This is a genomic window from Streptomyces sp. DSM 15324, from assembly GCF_001514285.1.
Taxonomy (GTDB): Bacteria; Actinomycetota; Actinomycetes; order Streptomycetales; family Streptomycetaceae; genus Streptomyces.
On the sequence record NZ_KQ949032.1, the window covers coordinates 237,277 to 258,925 of the forward strand.

Here is a 21,649-nt window from a genome sequence, read left to right on the forward strand (position 1 = left end):
TTCAGCCGATCTGCGCGTTCTTGAAGACGGTCACCTGGTCGATGTCGGAGGTCCGCACGGTCACGGCGATCTTCCATTCGCCGGCCATGGGGATCTGCACCCCGTTCGCCGCCCAGTGGCCGGTGGTGATGTGGTCGGGCACGACGGACAGCGGCCCGATGTTCTTGGCTTCGAGGGTGAAGGCGACCTTGACCTCGGGGACGTCGAAGCCGCGTCCGTTGGGCCGGGTCACATAGACGTGCATCTCGTTGGCGCCGGTCCGGGCGGGGTCGATGTCCACGCTGACGACGCCCTTGCCGTCGGAGCCGCCGGTGTCGAAGGACATGTCCAGCGTCAGCGCACCGGAGGTGGAGTCCGAAGGGTCCGAGGACGAGGAGGACGAGGAGGAGGACGACGAGCCGGCCTTGGCGGCCTCCAGCTCGGTACGGCCCGGCTCGGTCGAGGTCAGTGCGGTGGTGACGGCGAGGAGGACGACGGCGACCCCGGCCTCGGCGAGCACCGAGCGGCGCAGCCCGAGGCGGTGGGGATCGCCGTCCCGCAGCCGCTTCTCCCGGGCGGTGTCCACAGCGGCCCGCTGCCGCGCGAGCTGCACGGCCCGCCGCGCGTCACCGGCATCACCGGCACCCTTCGAGCTCCCGGCTCCCTCGGAGCCCTCGGCTCCCTCCGAGCCCTTGGCACCCTGCGAGCCCTCGGCGCTCTTCGACTTCCCCGCGCTGGGGGACTCCTCGGCGCTCTTGGACTCCCCGGCCCGCGCGGGAGCGGTCACGTGCTCCAGGTCGCGCTGCTCTTCCCCGACTTCCTCGCCTGCTCCCACCTCCCCGGCGACGCCTGCCGCGTCCCCCAGCCGGGTCGTCCAGCGGCGGGAGATCCAGGCGATGCCGACGAGCACGGCCACCAGGCAGATCTTCACCAGGAGCAGCCGGCCGTAACCGGTCTCGGTGAAGGCCGACCAGGAGCCGAGCTGGCGCCAGGACTGGTAGACGCCGGTCGCCACCAGGGCGATGACGCTGCCGAAGGCGACCTGGGAGAAGCGGTGGACGGCCGCGGCCTCGACGGGCCGGTCCGCGGGCGCCCGGTAGAGGGCGACGAGCAGCGCGGCGAGCCCGCCCAGCCAGGAGGCGACCGCCAGCAGGTGCACGATGTCGACCGGCATCGCGATGCCCGGCTGCAGCCCGGTCGAGGCGTGCTCGGCCATGGCCCAGCTCGCCGCGAGCCCCGCGGCCACGACCGTCCCGCCGACCGCGAGCCCGAAGGTGAGGTCCCGCTTCTCCTCTTCCTCACGCTTGTCGTACGCGCCGAACAGGACGGCGATGAACAGCGCCGCCGCGGCGAGCAGCAGCAGCCGGGAGACGAGTGCCGCGCCCGTCTTGGTCTGTAGGACCTGACCGAGCAGCTCCAGGTCGAAGATGGCACCGACCTTGCCGGAGCTGGTGTAGGAGCCGCGCAGGAGCAACAGGAACAGCGTGGCCGCGGTCATCGTGAGCCAGCCGGAGACCACCAGCCGCTGGAGCGCCCGTACCCCGCTGCCGCGCTGCCAGCAGGCCAGGACGAAGGCGGCGCCGCCGGTCATCACGATGAAGCCGGCGTACGACAGGTACCGCCCGAAGCCGTAGAGCCGGCCGACGACCCCGCCGCCGGCCGTCTGGTCGGAGACCGACACGCTGGTCTTCGAGGGGGAGCCGATGGAGAAGGTGTAGGCGCCGGCGACGGGATGGCTGTCGGCGGACACCACCTGGTAGGTCACGGTGTACGTGCCGTCGGGCAGCCCCGAGTGCAGCTGGACGGCGTACGAGGTGCCGCTGGTGTTGGACGGCTTGCCCTCGTCGACCCGGGCGCCCTTGGGGTCGAGGACGCGCAGCGAGTCGTCGTTCAGGGAGACGGTCTCGGAGAAGGTCAGCGTCACCTGGGTGGGTGCCTTGTCGACCACCACTCCCTGCGCGGGGTCGCTGCCGGTCAGCGCGGCATGCGCGGCGGCCGGTCCGGCACCGGCGAGCAGCGCACCGGTGACCGCCAGGAACAGCAGCACGATCATCCGGACGCGGGGGGCGATGGTCTGCCTCACAGGGGTCCTTCCCTCAGTGGCCGGTCTTGGGGCTGTACACGGCCGACTCCACCGGGATCTCGACCTTCAGCGGGCCGGACTCGGCGAAGTGCAGTTCGACGTCGACCGTCTCGCCCTGCACCGGCTTGCGCTTCAGCTTCTCGAACATCAGATGGTTTCCCCCGCTCTTGAACACGAGTTGACCGTGCGCGGGCACCGCCAGCGAGGTGACCTCCTCCATCGAGGACCCGACGGTCTCGTGCAGCGTGACACTGCCGGCGACGGCACTGGTGACGGAGGTCAGCTCGTCCTTGGCGCCGCCCTTGTTGACGACGGTGAGGAAACCGGCGGCCATGGTGTCGGAGACGGGCTGCGGTATGTAGGCGGACTCGACGGACAGGTCGGCCTTGCCGTCGGAGCCGCAGCCCGCGAGCAGGAACGCGCCGGCGATCACCGCCGCGGTGGCCGCGGTGCGACGGCTCACGGGTTCTGCCCCTTCATGATCTTGGGCAGGTCCTTGGTGTAGTCGTCGACCGTGGCGCCCTCGCCGTACAGCAGGTAGCCGCCGTTCGTCTTCGGGGAGAAGGCGATGACCTGGGTGCCGTGGGTGGAGACCATCTTGCCGTTCTTGTCCTTGTGCGGCGGCTCGACGGTGATGCCGACGGAGTACGCGGCGGCCTGGATGGTGGCGAACTTGCCGGTGAGACCGACGACCTGCGGGTCGATGCCCTTGAGCCACTTGCCGAGCGCGGCCGGGGTGTCCCGGTCCGGGTCGGTGGTGACGAACACCACGCGCAGCTCGTCCTGGTCGGCCCGGGACAGCTGCTTCTTGGCGACGGCGATGTTGCTCATCGTCAGCGGGCAGACGTCGGGGCAGTTGGTGTAGCCGAAGTAGATCAGCGTGGGGTGGCCCGCGGTCTCCTTGCGGAGGTCGTAGGGCTTGCCCTGGGTGTCGGTGAGGACCAGGTCGGGCTTGGTGAAGGGCTGGTCGAGCACGGTCGCGGCCTGCTTCTTGCCGTTCTCCCCGGCGACCGCGGCGACGGTGGTGTCGGCGCTGTCGCCGCTGCCGCAGGCGGAGAGGGTGAGGGTGGCGGCGGCGAGCAGCGCGGCCGCGGCGAACGTCTTCTTGCGCATAGAGAAATGTCCCAGACGGAGGAGACTCCGGTACGCACCGGGCCGGTGCGTCCGTGCGGCTGCACGGGCCCGGCGCGTACGGCAGTGAGGCGGTACCAGGTACGCGGGTGGGCGGTACGTGGTGCTCGGCACTGCGGATGGAGGTGGGGCGGAGGGGTGGGCGGTGCCGGTCAGGCGTCGGACGTCGTGCGGCGGCGGCCGGCGAGCACGCCGTAGGCCACCCCGGCGGCGCCGACGACGATACCGACCACGCCGAGGACCCGGGCGGTGGTGTCGCTGCCGCCGGAGGAGTCGGCGGCGGCCTCGGTGCTCGCGGAGGCCGCCTTGGCGTCGTCGGCGGAGTCGGAGGACTCGTCGGAGGTGTCCTCGGCGGTGGCCGCGCCGCCGTGGTGGTCCGCGGTGGCGGCGGACAGGGCGAGCACGGGCGCCGGGTTCTCCGGCTCCTCCGCGCCGTCCTCCTGGACCTCGATCCAGCGGACGACCTCGCCGCCCGAGTAGGTCTGGATCGCCTTGAAGACCAGTTCGTCCGTGTCCTCGGGCAGGGCGCCCATGGAGACCGGGAACCGCTGGATGTAGCCGGGCTCGATGCCCTTGCCGTCGGCGGTCCAGGTGACCTTGGAGACGGCCTCGTCGATCTTGCGCCCGTGTACCTCGAGCGGCTTGGCGAGCTTGGTCTTCGTGACGGTGGCCTTCCAGCCGGCGATCTTCTCCGGCATCACCGAGGCCAGCGGGTGGTCGGTCGGGAAGCTCACCTCGAGCTTGGTGGTCGAGGCGTCGTCGCGCTCGTTCGGAACGCGGAAGTTGACCAGGGCGTAGCCGCCCTTCGCGGCCGTGCCGTCCGGCTGCACGCTGACGTGCGCGAACGCGGGCGAGGACAGCAGGAGGACGGTGGAACCGGCGACGGCAGCGGCGGCGGCGATACGAGAGGCCTGCATGGCGAGGAGCACTCCACTCCGGGATGAGGTCTGCGGTCGGGTCTGACCACAGGTCGGACGGTGGGAGGCGTACGCGGCGGGCCGGAGGAACCGGCGGGCGGCGCGCACGCACGCGTGCCGCACGACAGCGGCCATCCCTCCCGCGGAGTGCTGGTCGTGTCGCGTCAGGCAGCGAGGACGAGGACGGACCCGGTCGGCGGCCCGCGTCTGATCACCGTGTGCTGGAGTGCGGTGGTGCGGGGCCGCGGGGGCGTGAGCAGGGCGGTGCGCGTCAGACACGGCCCCGTGCCGGGCGCGGTCGGCAGCCCCGCGAGCAGGGCACGCACCAGCGCGAGCGCCCCGCGCAGGGACCGTACGAGCGCTCCCTCGGCGACTCCGTGCGCCGACAGTTCGATCAGGCGCCGCAGGGCGGAGTCGCCGCGCCGCAGCAGCCAGCCCGTGGCGAGGGCCGCGAGAAGATGCCCGAGGGCCATGGGCAGCGACGGCAGCAGGGACATGCCCGGACCGGCCGCGGACAGGGCGTCCGCCGAGTGGGTCATGGACCCCATCCCGCTCATGCCGCTCATCCCGGTCATGCCGGTGCCGTCGGTGGGGCTGTAGAGGCGGGCGTCGACGAGGATCTTCCGGGCCTGGGCGGGGCTGATCGCCGCCGCCGTCGCCCCGCAGACCAGCCGGGCCGCCCGCGCGACGAGCGCGGCGTCGGACGTCGGCATCGCGCCGGTGGTCGTGGCGGCGGTGTGCTGTCCGAGCCCGAACAGGGTGTGCAGCACGGTCTGTCCGACCGCGAGCAGCCCCACCATGCCCGGCAGCGAACGCTCACGCCCGGCGAGCGGCACCACGACGGCCAGGGCGCCGAGGAAACCCACCCCGAGCGTCCACGGCGGAACAGTGGCACAGGAGGCCATGGTGTGCCCGGCCGCGGCCAGCACGACGCAGACCGCGGTGAAGACCGCGGCCCGCAGCAGGCGGACCTCGTGGGGGGCAGTCATGGCGGCCTCATCATCGCACTGCCCTTACGGTCCCCCTACGGCAGGTCCACACGATGCGCTACGGCCGTCCGCGGCATGGAAGACCACTTTCCGGGCGGGCCGGCACGACGGATACCTCCTGAGCACCACATACACCGATTCTTGTCATCCGTGCATCCCCCATATGGGCGGCATCACGCGGAATTCGCGCTTACACAAGCGTCCGCGCGGCAATACGTATCGGTATGTCGAGCCGCGGCCAGGAGGCTGGAGCATGAGCATCTGGTGGTCACTCCATCTGCGGCGCGAAGCCGCGAGTGTTCCGCTCGCCCGCCGTCTGCTGCTCGGGACGATGGAGACGGCCGGGGTCGATCCCGACGTGAGCTACGACCTCTCGGTCGCGCTGAGCGAGGCCTGCGCCAACGCCGTGGAACACGGCGGGGAGTACGCGCGCGGCGGTCCCTCGGAGGCGTACCGGGTCACCGCCTATCTCGACGGCGAGAAGTGCCGGATCGAGGTGGCCGACTCCGGGCCGGGCTTCACCGCGGAGCGCCCCGCTCCCGTGCCGGTGCGCACGAGCCCGGACGCCGAACAGGGCAGGGGCCTCTTCCTCATCCAGCAGCTCGCCGATCACGTGCACATCGGCAGCAGCCCGGGGCGCGGCGGAGCGGTGGTCAGCTTCGACAAGATCCTGAAGTGGCGCAAGGACGCCCCGCTGATGGCGGTATGACGCCTCCTCAAGTGGCGTGAGTCGCGCGGAACTTCAGATTCCGCAGCGCTCACAGGTTCCTCTCGGCGTTCTCGCAGCCCGCTGATGGAGTGCGTTCCTACGTTCCTGTTCATGACGGGAAACCACAAAGACACCGGCATCACCCGGCGCCCCGACGGGTGCCCCGCCGAGCGATGCGCCCACTGTCTCCGCCACCGCGTCCTCGTAGGGCGGGGTCATGACCAGCCGTGAGGACGACGTGCTCGCGCAGGCCGCCGTGGCCGCGTTGACCGGTCAGCTGGCCCTGGCCCCCAAGCCCGGCCTGCCCGACCCCCGTGACCTGGACGCCCGTGCCACCCGCAGGGACCACCGCGGGCTGCGCTGGTCGGCCAAGGCACTCGCACCGGGCCTTGCGGCGATGGCCGCCGCCGCCCGCCGCACCGGCGAGCCCACACCCCGGCTCCGTGCGGAGCTCGGCGCCATCGGGAGGTGCACCGAACACTCGGTGGGCCTGGCCGGCGGCGGGCACCGGGGCGCCCTGTGGACGCTGGGACTACTGGTCGCCGCGGCCGCCCTCCACCCCCGCGCGCGGGGCGCCGAGGTCGCCCAGGCCGCCAAGCGGATCGCCGCGCACCCCGACCGGGGCGCGCCCCGGCGCCCCTCCCGCGGGTCGACGGTCTCGGCGAGGTACGGCGCGGCAGGCGCCCGGGGTGAGGCACGCGCCGGGTTCCCGCATGTACGGCGGGCACTGGACGCCCTGGCCACGGCACGCTTCGCCGGCGCGGGCGAGGCCGAGGCACGGCTGGACGCCCTGCTCACCGTGATGTCCACCCTCCAGGACTCCGAACTCCTGTACACGGCCGGCCCCCTGGGCCTGCGCCACGTCCAGGCGGGCGCCCGCGGGGTGCTGGAGGCGGGCGGTGCCTGCACGGGTGAGGGCCGTGCGGCACTGTCCGCCTTCGACGCGGACCTCCACGAGCGGGGCTGGAGTCCCCGGGGAAGCGCGGGTCTCCTGGCAGGTGCCCTCTTCGTGGACTCCCTGCCGGACATCAGGGCGACCCCCTGAGGGGCGCGCCGCGAGCCGCTCAGCCCTTCAGCGAAGCCATCCAGCTCTCGACGTCGTCGGACCGCCGGGGCAGCCCGTCCGACAGATTCCGCCGACCGTCCTCCGTGACGAGGATGTCGTCCTCGATCCGGACGCCGATCCCCCGGTACTCCTCCGGCACCGTCAGGTCGTCGGCCTGGAAGTACAGCCCGGGCTCGACGGTCAGCACCATCCCCGGCTCCAGCGTCCCGTCGACGTACGACTCCACGCGCGCGGCGGCGCAGTCGTGCACGTCCATGCCGAGCATGTGCCCGGTGCCGTGCAGCGTCCACCGGCGCTGAAGCCCCAGCTCCAGCACCCGCTCCACCGGCCCCTCGACGAGTCCCCACTCGACGAGCCGCTCGGTGAGCACCCGCTGCGCCGCGTCGTGGAAGTCGCGGTACTTCGCCCCGGGTACGACCGCCGCGATGCCGGCCTCCTGGGCGTCGTACACCGCGTCGTAGATCTTCTTCTGGATCTCGGTGAACCGGCCGCCGACCGGCAGCGTCCGCGTGACGTCCGCGGTGTAGTACGTGTGGGTCTCCACGCCCGCGTCCAGCAGCAGCAGATCACCCGAGCGCACGGGTCCGTCGTTGCGCACCCAGTGCAGCGTGCAGGCGTGCGCACCGGCCGCGGCGATCGTGCCGTAGCCGACGTCGTTGCCCTCCACGCGCGCGCGGAGGAAGAACGTCCCCTCGATGTACCGCTCGCTGGTCGCCTCGGCCTTGTCCAGGACCCGTACGACGTCCTCGAAGCCGCGGACCGTCGAGTCGACGGCCTTCTGCAGCTCGCCGACCTCGAACGCGTCCTTGACCAGCCGCGCCTCGGAGAGGAAGACCCGCAGCTCCTCGTCGCGCTCGGCGGTGACCTTGTCGGTCAGGGCGGCCTCGATGCCGGCGTCGTACCCGCGGACGACCCGCACCGGGCCGGTGGCCTCGCGCAGGACGCCGGCGAGCTCGCGCACATCGGCGGCCGGGATGCCGTAACGCTTCTCCGCCTCGCTCAGCGAGTGCCGGCGGCCGACCCACAGCTCGCCCTGGCCGGAGAGCCAGAACTCGCCGTTCTCGCGGTCGGAGCGGGGCAGCAGGTGGATCGTCGCCTCGTGGCCCTCGCCCCGGGGCTCCAGGACCAGGACGCCGTCCTCGGTCTGGTTGCCGGTCAGGTACGCGTACTCGACGGAGGCGCGGAAGGGGTAGTCCGTGTCGTTGGACCGGGTCTTCAGGTTGCCCGCGGGGATCACCAGGCGCTCGCCCGGGAAGCGCGCGGAGAGCGCGGCGCGGCGGGCGGCGGTCTCGGCGGCCTGGGCGATCGGCTCCAGGTCGTGCAGCTCGGTGTCGGCCCAGCCGGACTTCATGTTCTCGGCGAGCTCGTCGGACACGCCCGGGTACAGGCCGTTCTTGCGCTGCTTGATGGGCTCCTCGGTCTCCTCCGGGTGCTCCGGGGTCTCCGGCGTCTCCGGGGTGAGCTCCTCGGCCACGGTCATCCTCCTCGATACGGCACTGGACCCTGTCCATCGTACGGTCGTACGGGAGACCGGCCGGGGGAGGAACCCGGGGCGCTCGGGAGCTCTGGGGCGCCCGCGGCCGGGCCGCTCACTCGAAGCGCGCCGCCAGCAGCACCACGTCCTCCTCGCTGTCCCGCTCGGCCGCCCCGTCCGGCAGCACCGTGCGCAGCACATGGTCGGCGATCGCGCCGGGGTCGCCCCGCAGGGCCTTCGGCACGCCGGAGGCGGCCGCGTGCAGCCGGGCGAAGGCACGGTCGGAGGGGTCGCCGGTGCGGTGCAGCAGCCCGTCGGTGTAGAGCAGGACCGTCTCGCCGGGCTCCGGCTCCAGCTCGACGCTCGGCGCCTCCCAGCAGGTCAGCATGTTGAGCGGGGCGGAGACGGAGGTCTCCACGAACTCGGTGCGGTCTTCGCCGACCAGCAGCGGCGGGCAGTGCCCGGCCCCGGCCAGGGTGATCTTGCGCAGGGCGGGTTCGCAGTAGGCGAACAGGGCGGTCGCGGAGCGGGCGGGCTCGGTGAGGCGCAGCAGCAGCTCCAGGTCGGACAGGACGGCGACCGGGTCCTCTCCCTCCATCACGGCGTACGCCCGCAGGGAGGCACGCAGCCGGCCCATCGCGGCGACCGCGCTCGGCCCGGAGCCGGTGACCGACCCGACGGCGAGGCCGAGGGCCGCGTCCGGCAGCGGCAGCGCGTCGTACCAGTCGCCGCCGCCGCGCGGGCCGCTGCTGCGGCGGGCGGCGAGCTGGACGCCGGGCACCCTCGGCAGCCGGGACGGCAGCAGTTCCTCGGCCATCGTGGTCATGGACGCGCGCGTGCGCTCGACCTCGACGAGCCGGGCCAGGTGCTCGGCGGCGGTGCGGACGTACAGCCCGATCAGGTGGCGCTGGCGCTCGCCCGGTTCGGCGGGCTCGTCGTAGAGCCAGACGGCGGCGCCGACCCGGCCCTCGGCGCCCTCGGCGACCAGGGGCAGGGCGTAGCTGGCGGCGTAGCCGAGGCGGGCGGCCACCTCGCGATGGCGGGGGTCGAGGCCGTCCTCGGCGAGCAGGTCGGGTTCGGCGATCTCGCCGTCGGCGCCGGGCAGGCCGTCGAGGATCCGGCCGTAGGAGATGGCGCTGCGCGGCACGGTCTCGATGTGGCCGAGGTCCGCGCGGCCGAGTCCCAGGCCGATGGTCGTGTCGGGGCCGCGGCCGCTGGCCGGTTCCAGGACCACGAGACCGCGCCGGGCGCCCACGAGGGCGGCTCCGGCGCGCAGCAGTTCGGTCAGTGCCTCGTTCAGTGCGTCCGTGCGTGCCAGACGTTCGGTCAGTTCGTGCAGGGTCGTGAGGTCCGAGACCCATCCGGCGAGGCGGTCCGTGAGCAGGGTGCCCGGGTCGGCGGGGGCCACGGTGGCCGACGGTGTTTCCGGGGAGGCGGGCGCGGGCGCGACAGTGTGTGCTGGCGAGGGAACCGTTGAATCGATTCCAGCCACTTTCGGAGCGTGAGGGGCGTTCATGGCATCCGGCTCTCGGACCGGAGCGTATTGCACAAAAGCATCGCAAACCCCCATGTCAATCTGCGCCGCTGGCAGTGTCTCCACATGTACACGCACTCGTGAGGGGATGTCCAGCATTGTCCTGCTGGGATTAGTGGTGTCCATGAGGCCTTTGGGGGGAATCGGACGCGACTCTTCCCGCCCTCTTGTCGAATAGCAAAAATGGCTTAAAACTGACTCGGGTTACGGTTGTTTGCGGTCGACTGGCCTTGCTCAACGGAGCGTCACAACGGTCGTGATGGGTACGTACTCGGTAAGGACCAGGGGTCGTCGGGAGCCACCCGGAACCTGGTGGCCGAACCGGGCGTCATAGCCACCGACGACCGTGCCCCATCCTCCCGTGGCGGAGGCCGAGAGAAATACGGCGAGCGGCAAAACGCCAGACTTCGCCACCCCCACGCCACGCCCAGCGTTTTGATGGACGCAAGTCGGCGGAGCGGCCGCGGAAGCGGCCGGAGCTCAGCCCCAGGGGTTCCCCTTGTCGAGGACAGGGGTGTGATGCGCCAAAAGGTACGCCCAGTGAACTGATCTACACATGGTGTGATGTGGCCCACGGTGTTGCCAGCGGTGCAACGGAAAGGAACGAGCGCTCATGCGCGAGATCCTCGGAAGGCGACGCAGGCTTCTGTCCCAGTCCGGCGAAAAGGGGTCTGAGTCCGTCGACTCGGCTCTGACCTTCGCGACGGAATGGCAGTGGCCCGTCCTGCCCGGCGTGACGGCGGACCAGCGCAGCACCTCGCGGTGCGGCTGCCCCGACCCCGAGTGCGCGCTGCCCGGCGCGCACCCCTTCGACCCCGGCCTGCTCGCGGCCACCACCGACGCCCGCATGGTGCGCTGGTGGTGGACGAACCGGCCGGCGGCGCCGATCATCCTCGCCACCGGGGGCCGGGCCCCCTGCGCGGTCAGCCTTCCCGCGCTCGCCGCGTCCCGCGCGCTCGTGGCGCTGGACCGCCAGGGCATGCGGCTCGGCCCGGTCGTCGCCTCGCCCACCCGGTGGGCGATCCTCGTCCGCCCCTACTCCATGGAGCAGCTGGGCGAACTGCTCTACGCCAAGGACTTCGTCCCCGGCTCCCTGCGCTTCCACAGCGAGGGCGGCTACCTCGCCCTGCCCCCCTCGGAGACCGGCCGGGGTGACATCCGCTGGGAACGCGCCCCGCTGCCCGGCTCGGCCTCCCCCTGGGTGCCCGACGTCGAGGCCGTCGTGGACGCCGTCGTCGACGCCCTCACTCGTACGGGTGTGAACGCGCCCGAGATGTAGGGGTGCCGGGCGCGCGCCGACCCGTAAGGCCCGGCGCCGCGCCCTATCTTCCCCGTATGAACCTTCGTCTCCTCGCCCTCGGCGGAGCCGTGGCCTGCGCGCTCGCACTTCCCTTGGCCATGGCTTCCGCGGGGCAGGTGGGAGACGAAGGCCGCTCGGCGGCGCGTTCCCCGATGTCGTCGGACAGGTCCTCGGACAGATCCCCGGCCAGATCCTCGCGCGCCTCTTCGGAGGTGCCGTCGGGGGTGTCTGCGCGCGCCTCTTCGCGCGTCTCCCCGGACGGGTCCTCGCGCGCGGCCTCGGACGGGTTCTCGCACGGCTCCTCGCACGGCTCCTCGCGCGGCGATACGGACCCGAAGGCGCCCTCGGCCTTCCCGGCGCCGCCCCCCGCTCCCTCCGCCGGCTCCTCCCCGCTCCTGCTCGGCCTCGGACTCGCCACCGCCGCCCGCTGCGGTCCCGGACTGACCTCACCCGAGGGCGTGGAGGCGCAGACCTGTGTGCTGACCCAGGGCGACGACACCTGGGCGCGCACGTACTACCGCAACGCCACAGGAAGCGCCCTGGACGCCGTCCTGAGCCTCATGGCGCCCGAGGGGCGCACGGTGCAGATGCGCTGCGCCGTGGCCGCCGAGGACGAGCCGGAGACCTGTGAGACGCCCCGTGAGCGGACGCGGGGGACCTTGGACGCGTACACCGCCGTCGCCGAGTTCTCGGCGTTCGCACGGGAGGCGGGCGAGGGGCCGCTGTTGCTGCGTTCCGGTAGCAACTCCCCGGGGGCCGGGGGAAGTTGACGGAGGGGTCGGTCCGTCCGGGCCGATCGGACATGCAAAGACCCGGTTGCTGGCGACGGGGGATGCACCAGCAACCGGGCTATTGGAACGGTAACAAGAGATCGGCTCCAAGCAAATTCGATCTCTGGTTTTCATCGGGCTTTCGGACACGCGCTGATCGGCGATTTCTGGCGCCGACTCGCCTTGTGCGTACGGGAGTTGTGAGCGGAGTCACGCCTTCCGCCCCGTCCGGCCCGGCTGACCGACCGGTCAGCCGGGGCCCGTCCGGCGGCCGTGCCTCAGCTCAGCGTCACCTGGCGGTTGGTGAGCCCGCCGCGCGCCCGGCGCTCCTCGGGCGTCAGCGGTGCCTCCGAGGCCAGGGCCGCCGCGAGCCGCTCGGCGAACTCGGCGGCCGGCTTCTCGACGTCGTCCGCCGAGACCCCGCTCGGCAGGTCCCAGACCGGCACGGTCAGGCCGTGCGCCCGGAAGGAGCCCACCAGACGGGTCCCCTCACCGAGGCTGGAACGTCCCGCCGCGTGCAGTCGCGCGAGAGCGTCCAGGAGCCTCTCCTCCGGGTGCGGCATGACCCACCGCAGGTGGTTCTTGTCCGGGGTCTCGCACCAGTAGGCGGAGTCCACCCCGGTCAGCTTCACGGTCGGGATCGCCGCCGCGTTGGCCCGCTCCAGGGAGGCGGAGACGTCCGGGGAGGCGTTCTCCGGGTCCGGCACCCAGAACTCGAAACCGTCGTGCACAACTGGCTCGAACACGCCTTCGGCGTCGAGCAGATCCTGCATCCGGGGACCGTCCGCCGGGGCGCGCCGGGCCTGCACCGGAGTACCCGGCTGTGCCTCCAGGGCCCGCTGCAGAGTGTCCGCCAGGTCGCGGCTGATGTCGCCGGACGGCGTGTCGTTCTGCAGGCCGAGCAGCACCGAGCCGTCGTCGCGGCGCAGCGCGGGCCAGGCCATCGGCAGGACCGTGGCGAGCGTGACGGAGGGGACGCCCTCGGGCAGTCCGTCCTTCAGCGTCAGCTCGACGGTGGCGGCCGGGACCAGCTCGCGCAGGGCCACCCAGTCGCACTCGCCCGGCAGGCCCTCGAAGGGGCGCTGCACCAGCTCGGTCACGGCGTGCGCGGCGGCCCGGCCGTGGCAGGCCTTGTAACGGCGGCCACTGCCGCAGGGGCAGGGCTCCCTGGCGCCGACGACCGGGATCTCCCCGTCCGTGAGCTGCGGCCGGCCGGCCTTCGTCTGGGGTCGCTTCTTGGCCACTGGGTGTCTCCCGGGTACGGCACGTCTGGTACGGGCGGAGCCTAGCCGTTCGCACCCGGGACCACGGGTACCTGTGGACAACGTGGCGGTTGTGGACAACGGGTTGGGGCCTCAGGGGGTCGGTACTCCAGGGGGCCGGGTCGGTACGGATCGCCTGGGGATCGCGTGCGCGGGGACCGGACCGGTCGGGACCGGGCTCCGCTGCGAGGCCGGCCGTCGGCGACCGGCACCCGGCCGTCGACGGCCGGGGGCAGTCCCGGTCGTCGACGGTCCGGGTCAGTCCAGGTCGTCGAACGCGTCGGCGAAGTCCAGGCCCGGAATCGACGCCACCGAGGGCGCTGCGACCCGGGAGGCGAAGTCGTCGCGACGGCAGCCGGCATCGGGGTCGTAGGCGTCCGCGTGGACGAGGACCCACACGGTGACCTCGCCTCGGGCGTTGTCCCGTACACCCCAGTCGTCCGACAGGGCCGTGATGATGTTCAGCCCCCGGCCGCCGTGCGCGGTGACGGAGGGGGTGGCCGGCGAGGGCCGGGTCGGGCCGCCGCCGTCGGTCACCTCGACCATCAGCCGGCCGCCGGTGTCGACCCGCCACGCGGCACGGACATCGCCGTCCCCCGCGAAGGCCTCGCCCAGGGGCCGGCCGTGTTTGCACGCATTGCTCAAAAGTTCGGAAAGGATCAGTACGGCATCATCGATGACCGCCTCCGACACCCCGCCTCTGCGCAACTGGTCGCGCATGCGGTGTCGCGCCTTCCCCACGCCCGCAGGGCCATGGGGTACGGCCATGCTCGACGACGTGGGCACCTCCTGTGCCACCACCAACGCCACCCCCGAGACCTCCTTCGCCCCACGCCACCGTGTGGATGCCCCATTGGCCTGTACCGGAAACCGGCCAATCCACGTCCTCAGACGCATCCGCAACGATCGAACACGGAGCGAATGCGCCGGAGTACTCCCCGTGAGCACTTGGCTGATTTTCGACGGAGTGGCCGATTTGGAGGATGCGGGAGGGTTGGCGTGGGGTCAAGGGGACGTGAGGTATCTGTGCGGTGTGAGTGTCCTGTGGGACGCATGTCGTGGCGCCCATGGCCGTCGGACGGACGGCCATGGGCCGGTGCGTGCGTTCAGCGGCCCAACCGGTCGAGCACCGCGCGCGGGCGGTTGGTGATGATCGCGTCGATGCCCAGCTCGACACAGAGGTCCACGTCCTCCGGCTCGTTCACCGTCCAGACGTGCACCTGGTGGCCGGCCTGCTTCAGGCGCTCGATGTACACCGGGTGGTTGCGCACGATCCTGATCGAGGGGCCCGCGATCCCCACGCCGGAGGGCAGCCGGCCGTCGCGCAGCCGGGGGGAGGCGAACTGCGACAGATGGACGGTCGGCAGCAACGGCGCCACCGCGTGCACGCGGTGCAGGGAACGTGCCGAGAAGCTCATGATCCGCACGGGCGACTCGGCCGCCGACTCCGGCGCGTCCAGGCCGAACCGCTTCAGCAGTATCAGCAGCCGCTCCTCGACCTGCCCGGCCCAGCGGGTCGGATGTTTGGTCTCGATGGCCAGCTCGACCCGGCGGCCCGAGTCGGAGACCAGCTCCAGCAGCCGCTCCAGGGTCAGTACGGACGTCTCCTCGCGGTCCTCCGGCCGGACCTCCCAGTCCGGGTCCTCCACGCGCGCGTGCCAGGCCTCGCGGGCCTCCCGTGTCTTCCAGGAGCCGAAGTCCAGCGCCGCGAGATCGGCGAGTTCCAGGGCGGAGACGGCACCGCGGCCGTTGGACGTACGGTTGACGCGTCGGTCGTGCACACAGACGAGATGTCCGTCCGCGGTCAGCCGTACATCGCACTCGAGGGCGTCCGCACCGTCCTCGATCGCCTTCTTGTACGCGGCCAGGGTGTGCTCGGGGGCCTCCTCGGAGGCTCCGCGGTGGGCGACGACTTGAATGTGGTGCTGCCGTGCGTGGGTCACCGCGTCATGGTGCCACCGCGAGCATCTGAGAACAGTCTGAGATGTTTCGAAGATGCGCGCTTAGTGCACTAAAAGTCCCTTATAAAGATTGCCCGGAGACCCACAGCCAGCGCTTATGGTGCTCTGACGGCCCGTGGGAAAAGCTGAGCGGTACACAAGCGCACGCACAGCCACCCCGCGCCGGGTCGACGACAAGCGTGAACGGGCGAGACCTAGTGCGACCGACGACAACAGCCGTGGATCGAGGAGAAGAGCTGTGAGCACCGAGAACGAGGGCACGAACGAGGGCACCCCGGTCCCCCCGGCGCCGTCCGGACCCCCCGTGCCGGTGGAGTCCTCCTCGGCCGCCGCCCCTCAGGCGCCCGCGTCGGACGCCGGCGCCACCACTCCCCTCCCGCAGACCCCGCCGGCTGCTCCCGCGGCCCCGGCGGCCCCTGCGGCTCCCGTGGGCGACTGGCCCCCGCCGGCCGCCCCCCAGCCGGCACCGGCACCGCCCGCGGCCGCGGGCAACTGGCCCCCGCCGGCCGCCCCCGCCGCCCCGGCGCCCGCCGCCGCCACGGACGGCTGGCAGAACCCGCCCACCACCCCGCTCTACGCCGAGGCCGGCGTCGGCGCCGGCACGCACGCGTACGGCGACGCCGCCGCGGCGGGGGCCGGCGGCATGGGCGGAGGCGGCGGAGGCGACGCCCTCGCCTGGGGCGCCTCCTACCAGCAGCCCGCGCCGAAGCCGCGCAGCGGCCGGGGCGGACTCGTCGCCGCCGTGCTCGTCGCCGCTCTGGTCGCGGGCGGCCTCGGCGGCGGACTCGGCTACACCCTCGCCAAGAACGACGACAACACCGGTTCGACCACCGTCGCCGCCGCCACCAGCGGCGGCGACGTGAAGCGCGCGGCGGGATCGGTCGCCGGGGTGGCCCAGGCGGCCCTGCCCTCCACGGTCACCATCGAGGCCGAGTCCAGCAACGGCGAGGGCGGCACCGGCACCGGGTTCGTCTTCGACACCCAGGGCCACATCGTCACCAACAACCACGTCGTCGCGGACGCCGTGGACGGCGGCAAGCTGACGGCCACCTTCCCCAACGGCAAGAAGTACGACGCCGAGGTCGTCGGCCACGCCCAGGGCTACGACGTCGCCGTCATCAAGCTGAAGAACGCGCCGTCGGACCTCAAGCCGCTCACCCTCGGCGACTCCGACAAGGTCGCGGTCGGCGACTCGACGATCGCCATCGGCGCCCCCTTCGGCCTCTCCAACACGGTGACCACGGGCATCATCAGCGCCAAGAACCGCCCGGTGGCCTCCTCCGACGGCAGCGGCAGCTCCTCGTCCTACATGAGCGCCCTGCAGACCGACGCGTCGATCAACCCGGGCAACTCCGGCGGCCCGCTCCTCGACGCCCAGGGCAACGTCATCGGCATCAACTCCGCGATCCAGTCCACCGGCAGCGGCGGCCTGGGCGGCACCTCCCAGTCCGGCTCGATCGGCCTCGGCTTCGCCATCCCGATCAACCAGGCCAAGTACGTCGCCCAGCAGCTGATCAAGACCGGTGAGCCGGTGTACGCGAAGATCGGCGCCTCCGTCTCCCTTCAGGACTCGGGCAACGGTGCGAAGATCACCGACCAGGGTTCGGGCGGCGCCTCCGCGGTGGAGTCGGGCGGCCCCGCCGACAAGGCCGGCCTCAAGCCGGGTGACGTCATCACCAAGCTCGACGACACGGTGATCGACTCCGGCCCGACCCTCATCGGCGAGATCTGGACCCACCAGCCCGGCGACAAGGTCACGATCACCTACGAGCGCGACGGCAAGACCCACACCGTCGAACTCACCCTCGGCTCCCGCAAGGGCGACAACTGAGCCCACGCGCGCGTACCTCCCCGGCTCAGCACCGACTGACCCACACGCGCGCGTGTTCACCCGTTACCCTTGTCCCCGCGCCGCCGATCAAGGGCGACGCGGGGAGACGTGCCCGAGCGGCCTAAGGGAACGGTCTTGAAAACCGTCGTGGCAGCGATGTCACCGTGGGTTCAAATCCCACCGTCTCCGCAGTAGAGCGGCCCCTGACCTGGGTGTTTGGTCAGGGGCCGCTCTCTTGTCCAGCTACCGAGGCTGCCCGGTGTTTCCCTGCGGTTTCCCGCTCTATCGGGCACGGCTGGGGCACGGTTCCCCGATCACTGCACGGTTCCTGAGCGCGTCTGAGTAGCTGGCCCTCGCCGGGCTGGTGTACGGGTGTGCAGCTCTTAACACTCGGCGGCGGAGCATTCCGTTCGCCTGCCTGGCTGTTAGCACGCACTGACGAGACAGCTCACCCCTCCAAGGCCCGCTCGATCTGTTCGTTCGAGCGTTGCTGACTGCGGTGCATCGCCGTGGCGTAGAAGCGGAACAGGACCGCGATGCGAATACGCACATCAGCCAGGGCACGGTCACCGCGGAGGCCAAGCCATGGCACGTCGACTCGGCCCACCTCCGAGACCGGCTGGAAGTGAGACCGCCTGGAAGTACTGGGGAACCGCGACATGACCGGCCCAGGCCGCCCTTGCCGCTGTTCATGGCGGGACCCCGGTCGAGGCCGGCGCGGAACGCGTGAGCGACGGCGTCCACACAGAGCCGGCACTCACCAGCGGGAAGGCCTACAAGCTCAGCCTCGTCTGCGTCGGCACCGGCAGCGCGCAGCTGACGTTCTCACCGAGGGATCCACCGGTGTGATCGCCTGGCAGATCGACGCCGTCTGACAGGCCGATCAGGGTGCCGTCCGGCACAGCCGCCGGGCGGTGACCTGTCGCGTCCGGGCACACCCCAGGCAATCGCGTGCAGAAAGCCCGAGCTTCCCGAGCGGAGGCGCGCTACCTGGCAACGGATCGTTGCACCGGCCGAGTCCGGAAGCGGCGGCTCAGCCAGACATACGCAGCCATGGCCAACGAGCCGCGCGCCATGAAGTCGGCCCACAACGGGAGGATTTGGGCGGCGAGGCCAGCCCTCAGGACGCCCGCCAGAAGAACGGTCGTGAGCACACCCGCAACCGCCAGGACGAGCACATAGCTGACACCGGCCGTACGGTTCCGACCAAGCCAAGTACCCAGCAGTCCCGAGGGGATCTGCACTGCCACGTGGAAGCTCACGCAGCCGAACACGACCGCCACGAGGAGCATGAAAGGCGGTACGTCCGCCGAAGGATCATTGGCCGGAGCTGCGCCGTAGGCGTCCAGAACCCAGACCGGTGGCACAAGGAAGGTGAGGAGAAGCAGCGCTCCGCTCAGATGCATGGCGGCGAGGTGTACTGCCGCTCGACGGAGCACCGTCTTCGTACGCCTCGTCGTAGACGTCGACTCGCGATCTCCTGCCCTCATGGCTCCCTACACATCTCGTGCACTCTGCCTCACGACACCGGCAGCACAGTACGTCCTGCCACTCCTGCTATACCTGCCCGTCTCAGTCGCCGTCTCATGCAGCATCGTTCACGCCCGTCCAGACGGCCGCCCGTGCCAGAGACGTGCCAGATCGGGTGTGGGAATCACGGAGAACACCGGGGACCGTTCGAGCCGAGGGGTCAGCTCTCCGGGTCGTACATGATCTCGCGGACCTCCTGCGCGCACCGGCACGACTCGGCGAGCTTCGCGGCCCACCTCAGTGCGTCTTCGCGCGAGGGGACCTCGATGATCGAGAAGCCGCCGACGACCGCCTTGGTCTCGGGGAAGGGGCCGTCGGTGACCGTGCCGTCGGTGGCCACGATGCTCGCCCGCTGACGTGCCACTCCCGCTCCGAAGATCCAGACGCCCGCGTCCTTGGCCTCCCGCACCACCCGGCGCGATGCCGCGTCGAGCGCCGGCAGGTCCGCCTCGGGGAAGTCCATCGCACCGTCGTCGAACGAGATCAGGTACCGCGCCATCGTGCTCGCCTCCTTGTCGGCGACCCTGGCCGCCGCGTCGCTGCTCCGGGGCGGACGGATTCCGCCTCAGCTTCTCATCGGTCGTTCCGACCCGTTCCGCAAGCGCCCGTGCCCCGTCACACCCGTCGCCACCCCGTGACAGCTCTGTCCCGACTGTGTGACGCAAGGGCTTACCGGTCTACCGCTCTGACCAGGGACGTTGTTAGCGTCCCGGCTCGGGGTGCGGCCGAGTGGGCCGCCCGTGCACAGGGGGGACGTCCCAGATGAAGGTCAACCGGCTCAGACCCGTCGTCGGCGCGCTCGTGGCCGCCGCCACGCTGACCGCTGTACTCACCGGCTGTGAGAAGGGTGGCTCCGCCGCGGGGGAGACCGCCGCGAGCGCCGGTGCGGCGAAGAGCGCCGGCACCCCGGCCGGGCCCACGGCCGGCGCCACCGCCGAGCCCGCCGGCTCGGTCGGCACCGGGACGTCCACCGGGACGCCCACCGGTACGGCCGCAGGCGCCGTCAAGGCCAAACCCTCCTCCGCCACCACGACCGCCCCCGCGGCCCCCGCCGCGTCCGCCTCCTGTGCCGACGCGCCCCCCACCCCCGACGACTACGACCCCGACGAGTTCGCCCTGTTCCGGATCGAGGAACTCCCCGCCGACACCGGCAAGGTGAACCTGGTCATCCAGCACGGGGCCTGGGGATGCCCGGACGCGGACACCGACGGCGCCCCGTTCGTCGTCTCCGGCGAGGACAGCCGCTGGGCCCTCGACCAGGCCGCGTACGTGACCGCCGTCACGCCGATCACCGACAGCACCGAGAACCGGCGCATCGGTGTGCAGGAGCTGATCGACTGGGTCGACGCGCATCCCGACTCCGGTCTGGTCTTCCGGTACGAGACCGGTGACGACGGTGCCATCCACCGGCTGGAGCAGGTCTTCACGCCGTAGGCGGTGCATCGCCGCGTCGTACGTCCTCTCGTACGTCCTGTCGTAGGTTCACGCCGGGGGGCGGGACATCCGCGCCGCCGAGGCGACCGTGGAGCGGGCCTCGCGCTCGGTCAGCCCCGTGCGGACCGCGGCCGCGACCAGCGGTTCGGTGAGCGCCTCGCCGATGCCGTTCTCGTAGGCCCGGCAGGCCGCCCAGAACAGCCGCGTGTTGCGCTGGCCCTCGTGCGCGGCCAGGACGAACCGGACCAGCCCGCGGCCGTGCGCGCCGTCCGCCCCGGCCGAGGACACCCCCTCGGCCCCGGCCCGGGGTACCCCCCGCCCCCGTCGCACCCCCGGCACCAGCAGCCGCAGCAGCGCCAGCGGGCAGGGTGCCGGGAAGAGGTGGCCCGTGCCCGGGGCCGTGCCGTACACCCCGTGCGCCGTGCGCGAGCCGGGGCCGACCAGGTATCCCCCGGCGCCCCGGATGTCGATGCCGGGGGCCAGCCGGCCGGCCGAGTTGGGGATCACGACGTCCGGCGGGCCGGTGAGCCAGAGGTGCCGTCCGCCCGACGGGGTGACGACCACGACCGTCGGCGGGATGGTGAACAGATGGCGCAGGCCCAGCTCGCGCAGGGCGCCCGGGGCGTCCGTGCCGCACTTGGTGTCGAGGTCGACGCCGATCAGATGGTGCGGGGGCAGTCCGCACGCGATGCCGTAACCGGTGGCCCACGGTGCGGCGGCGAACAGCGCGCGGATGCGGACCGGGTCGGTCGAGGCGTCGTACACCCCGTGGCCGAAGCGTCCGCAGGTGCCGTGGCACGGAGGGTCCTCCGGGCGGTGGGGCGAGCGCAGGGCCGGGAGTTTGGTCCGGGACAGGGGAAGGACGGCCAGGCCGCGCTCGGCGGCCGACAGGGCGTGGGCGAGGGCCAGGGTGGCGGCCTGCCGGTCGGTGATGGCCATGCACTCAGTGTCGTACTGGTGTTCGAGAAAGGGAAGGGCCGGAGTGCTGCGACGCGCCGGGCGGCGGCCTCGGCGGCACCCGGAAGCGGACATCCGGCGGAACGCTTCACCTCTTGGGAGGCCTGCGTGACAGGTGTCCGGCTTGCCGGGGGTTGCGGCGTCCCGGACAAGAAAGGTGCGGACAGGGGTTTATCGACTTGTCATCACGCTTGCGTGCGAATCAGGTCTTCCGGGGTGGTTCGGCGGTGATCGGGTGGGCAACTCTGGTCTCGCGACGTCGTCACCGCACCGGGCCGGTCGGCCAACCGACCTGGTGGAGCCGCAGTTCAGGGCTTCGTACCGCATAGACCGATGGTTCTGGAGGACCAACATGGCAAGCATCCGTACCGCCCGCGTCATCGCCGCCGTCTCCGCCCTTCCGCTGGCCGCCGCGCTCTTCACCGGCGTCGCGGTGGCGGACAACGGCGGTTTCGCGGACGACGGATCGAACGCCGGTGTCGCGAGCATCGTGGGCAGCGGTGTCGGACGCGACAACAACGGCAACGCCTCGACCACCCAGCAGAACGCCGTCGGTTCGGGCGCCGCGAACCAGAGCAACACCGGGCAGGTCAACGGGGCCGCCTACACGGCCCTCAACCAGGGCAACAGCAACACCGCGGTCTCCTTCGCCCCGCTCTTCCGGTGAGCCGCTCTTCCGGTGGGCCGGTGAGCGGGTGAGCCGGCGGGGGCCGGGGACGCCG

Annotated in this window: 20 protein-coding genes and 1 tRNA gene; 8 read left to right on the top strand and 13 right to left on the bottom strand. The window is 71.9% G+C overall.

Annotation, left to right across the window (positions count from 1 at the left end; translation table 11 throughout):
- Position 1 precedes the first annotated feature (1 nt).
- From AQJ58_RS29050 to AQJ58_RS29070, 5 genes are all read right to left on the bottom strand, one after another.
- Positions 2–2,062: a copper resistance CopC/CopD family protein gene (locus tag AQJ58_RS29050; RefSeq protein ID WP_067255504.1), complete on the bottom strand. Its 2,061-nt coding sequence runs from the start codon at positions 2,060–2,062 to the stop codon at positions 2–4.
- 13 nt (positions 2,063–2,075) lie between these two features.
- Complete coding sequence (locus tag AQJ58_RS29055; RefSeq protein WP_067255505.1) at positions 2,076–2,525, bottom strand: copper chaperone PCu(A)C; 450 nt, start codon at positions 2,523–2,525, stop codon at positions 2,076–2,078.
- Positions 2,522–3,175, bottom strand: coding sequence for an SCO family protein (locus tag AQJ58_RS29060; RefSeq protein WP_067255506.1), 654 nt, complete (start codon positions 3,173–3,175; stop codon positions 2,522–2,524). The genes AQJ58_RS29055 and AQJ58_RS29060 overlap by 4 nt, the downstream gene beginning before the upstream one ends.
- Before the next feature lie 170 nt (positions 3,176–3,345).
- Positions 3,346–4,110 (bottom strand): YcnI family copper-binding membrane protein, encoded by a 765-nt coding sequence (locus AQJ58_RS29065; RefSeq protein WP_067255748.1) that lies wholly within the window; start codon positions 4,108–4,110, stop codon positions 3,346–3,348.
- A gap of 164 nt (positions 4,111–4,274) precedes the next feature.
- The gene (locus AQJ58_RS29070; RefSeq protein ID WP_067255507.1) at positions 4,275–5,099 is read right to left on the bottom strand and encodes a hypothetical protein; all 825 of its coding nucleotides are present in this window, start codon (positions 5,097–5,099) and stop codon (positions 4,275–4,277) included.
- 253 nt (positions 5,100–5,352) lie between these two features.
- Between AQJ58_RS29070 and AQJ58_RS29075 the strand changes: the two genes are divergently transcribed.
- Together AQJ58_RS29075 and AQJ58_RS29080 are read left to right on the top strand one after the other, a co-directional pair.
- A complete protein-coding gene (locus AQJ58_RS29075; RefSeq protein ID WP_067255509.1) occupies positions 5,353–5,808 on the top strand; it encodes an ATP-binding protein in 456 nt (151 codons plus the stop codon).
- A gap of 217 nt (positions 5,809–6,025) precedes the next feature.
- Positions 6,026–6,853 carry a triphosphoribosyl-dephospho-CoA synthase gene (locus tag AQJ58_RS29080; protein ID WP_067255511.1) on the top strand — a complete coding sequence of 276 codons (828 nt, stop codon included), beginning with the start codon at positions 6,026–6,028 and terminating at the stop codon, positions 6,851–6,853.
- 19 nt (positions 6,854–6,872) lie between these two features.
- Here the strand turns inward: AQJ58_RS29080 and AQJ58_RS29085 are convergent, their stop codons facing one another.
- Together AQJ58_RS29085 and AQJ58_RS29090 are read right to left on the bottom strand one after the other, a co-directional pair.
- Positions 6,873–8,348 (bottom strand): aminopeptidase P family protein, encoded by a 1,476-nt coding sequence (locus AQJ58_RS29085; protein WP_067255749.1) that lies wholly within the window; start codon positions 8,346–8,348, stop codon positions 6,873–6,875.
- Positions 8,349–8,463: 115 nt separating this feature from the next.
- The gene (locus tag AQJ58_RS29090; RefSeq protein WP_079079308.1) at positions 8,464–9,981 is read right to left on the bottom strand and encodes a PP2C family protein-serine/threonine phosphatase; all 1,518 of its coding nucleotides are present in this window, start codon (positions 9,979–9,981) and stop codon (positions 8,464–8,466) included.
- Positions 9,982–10,495: 514 nt separating this feature from the next.
- Here AQJ58_RS29090 and AQJ58_RS29095 point away from each other — a divergent pair.
- Positions 10,496–11,161: a bifunctional DNA primase/polymerase gene (locus AQJ58_RS29095; protein WP_067255514.1), complete on the top strand. Its 666-nt coding sequence runs from the start codon at positions 10,496–10,498 to the stop codon at positions 11,159–11,161.
- 56 nt (positions 11,162–11,217) lie between these two features.
- Positions 11,218–11,952, top strand: coding sequence for a hypothetical protein (locus AQJ58_RS29100; RefSeq protein ID WP_067255516.1), 735 nt, complete (start codon positions 11,218–11,220; stop codon positions 11,950–11,952).
- 278 nt (positions 11,953–12,230) lie between these two features.
- On the opposite strand, the gene AQJ58_RS29105 is transcribed toward AQJ58_RS29100, so the two are convergent.
- The 3 genes from AQJ58_RS29105 to AQJ58_RS29115 form a co-directional block, all read right to left on the bottom strand.
- The gene (locus tag AQJ58_RS29105; RefSeq protein ID WP_067255517.1) at positions 12,231–13,196 is read right to left on the bottom strand and encodes a DUF5926 family protein; all 966 of its coding nucleotides are present in this window, start codon (positions 13,194–13,196) and stop codon (positions 12,231–12,233) included.
- Positions 13,197–13,472: 276 nt separating this feature from the next.
- On the bottom strand, positions 13,473–14,111 hold the full coding sequence (locus AQJ58_RS29110; RefSeq protein WP_067255519.1) for an ATP-binding protein: 639 nt from the start codon (positions 14,109–14,111) through the stop codon (positions 13,473–13,475).
- A 209-nt stretch (positions 14,112–14,320) separates the two neighbouring features.
- Positions 14,321–15,157 (bottom strand): glycerophosphodiester phosphodiesterase, encoded by an 837-nt coding sequence (locus tag AQJ58_RS29115; RefSeq protein WP_067255520.1) that lies wholly within the window; start codon positions 15,155–15,157, stop codon positions 14,321–14,323.
- Positions 15,158–15,413: 256 nt separating this feature from the next.
- Here AQJ58_RS29115 and AQJ58_RS29120 point away from each other — a divergent pair, with 256 nt between their 5' ends.
- Positions 15,414–17,006: a S1C family serine protease gene (locus tag AQJ58_RS29120; RefSeq protein ID WP_067255522.1), complete on the top strand. Its 1,593-nt coding sequence runs from the start codon at positions 15,414–15,416 to the stop codon at positions 17,004–17,006.
- A 102-nt stretch (positions 17,007–17,108) separates the two neighbouring features.
- Positions 17,109–17,195: transfer RNA gene (locus AQJ58_RS29125), tRNA-Ser, on the top strand.
- A gap of 797 nt (positions 17,196–17,992) precedes the next feature.
- Here the strand turns inward: AQJ58_RS29125 and AQJ58_RS44920 are convergent.
- Positions 17,993–18,412 carry a hypothetical protein gene (locus tag AQJ58_RS44920; protein WP_234360329.1) on the bottom strand — a complete coding sequence of 140 codons (420 nt, stop codon included), beginning with the start codon at positions 18,410–18,412 and terminating at the stop codon, positions 17,993–17,995.
- Between the two features lie 284 nt (positions 18,413–18,696).
- The gene (locus tag AQJ58_RS29140; RefSeq protein WP_067255524.1) at positions 18,697–19,035 is read right to left on the bottom strand and encodes a YciI family protein; all 339 of its coding nucleotides are present in this window, start codon (positions 19,033–19,035) and stop codon (positions 18,697–18,699) included.
- A 263-nt stretch (positions 19,036–19,298) separates the two neighbouring features.
- Here AQJ58_RS29140 and AQJ58_RS43530 point away from each other — a divergent pair, with 263 nt between their 5' ends.
- Complete coding sequence (locus AQJ58_RS43530) at positions 19,299–19,970, top strand: hypothetical protein (protein ID WP_067255525.1); 672 nt, start codon at positions 19,299–19,301, stop codon at positions 19,968–19,970.
- Positions 19,971–20,018: 48 nt separating this feature from the next.
- Here the strand turns inward: AQJ58_RS43530 and AQJ58_RS29150 are convergent, their stop codons facing one another.
- Positions 20,019–20,909: a bifunctional DNA primase/polymerase gene (locus AQJ58_RS29150; RefSeq protein WP_067255527.1), complete on the bottom strand. Its 891-nt coding sequence runs from the start codon at positions 20,907–20,909 to the stop codon at positions 20,019–20,021.
- A gap of 370 nt (positions 20,910–21,279) precedes the next feature.
- On the opposite strand from AQJ58_RS29150, the gene AQJ58_RS29155 reads away from it, so the two are divergent.
- Complete coding sequence (locus AQJ58_RS29155) at positions 21,280–21,594, top strand: hypothetical protein (protein WP_067255529.1); 315 nt, start codon at positions 21,280–21,282, stop codon at positions 21,592–21,594.
- Positions 21,595–21,649 lie beyond the last annotated feature (55 nt).

Excerpts from the sequence above, each read along its gene's own strand:
- AQJ58_RS29060 (WP_067255506.1), bottom strand. The coding sequence starts at position 3,175 with ATGCGCAAGAAGACGTTCGCCGCGGCCGCGCTGCTCGCCGCCGCCACC.
- AQJ58_RS29065 (WP_067255748.1), bottom strand. The coding sequence starts at position 4,110 with ATGCAGGCCTCTCGTATCGCCGCCGCCGCTGCCGTCGCCGGTTCCACC.
- AQJ58_RS29070 (WP_067255507.1), bottom strand. The coding sequence starts at position 5,099 with ATGACTGCCCCCCACGAGGTCCGCCTGCTGCGGGCCGCGGTCTTCACC.
- AQJ58_RS29075 (WP_067255509.1), top strand. The coding sequence starts at position 5,353 with ATGAGCATCTGGTGGTCACTCCATCTGCGGCGCGAAGCCGCGAGTGTT.
- AQJ58_RS29080 (WP_067255511.1), top strand. The coding sequence starts at position 6,026 with ATGACCAGCCGTGAGGACGACGTGCTCGCGCAGGCCGCCGTGGCCGCG.
- AQJ58_RS29090 (WP_079079308.1), bottom strand. The coding sequence starts at position 9,981 with ATGCTGGACATCCCCTCACGAGTGCGTGTACATGTGGAGACACTGCCA.
- AQJ58_RS29095 (WP_067255514.1), top strand. The coding sequence starts at position 10,496 with ATGCGCGAGATCCTCGGAAGGCGACGCAGGCTTCTGTCCCAGTCCGGC.
- AQJ58_RS29100 (WP_067255516.1), top strand. The coding sequence starts at position 11,218 with ATGAACCTTCGTCTCCTCGCCCTCGGCGGAGCCGTGGCCTGCGCGCTC.
- AQJ58_RS29110 (WP_067255519.1), bottom strand. The coding sequence starts at position 14,111 with ATGCGTCTGAGGACGTGGATTGGCCGGTTTCCGGTACAGGCCAATGGG.
- AQJ58_RS44920 (WP_234360329.1), bottom strand. The coding sequence starts at position 18,412 with ATGCATCTGAGCGGAGCGCTGCTTCTCCTCACCTTCCTTGTGCCACCG.
- AQJ58_RS29140 (WP_067255524.1), bottom strand. The coding sequence starts at position 19,035 with ATGGCGCGGTACCTGATCTCGTTCGACGACGGTGCGATGGACTTCCCC.
- AQJ58_RS43530 (WP_067255525.1), top strand. The coding sequence starts at position 19,299 with ATGAAGGTCAACCGGCTCAGACCCGTCGTCGGCGCGCTCGTGGCCGCC.
- AQJ58_RS29150 (WP_067255527.1), bottom strand. The coding sequence starts at position 20,909 with ATGGCCATCACCGACCGGCAGGCCGCCACCCTGGCCCTCGCCCACGCC.
- AQJ58_RS29155 (WP_067255529.1), top strand. The coding sequence starts at position 21,280 with ATGGCAAGCATCCGTACCGCCCGCGTCATCGCCGCCGTCTCCGCCCTT.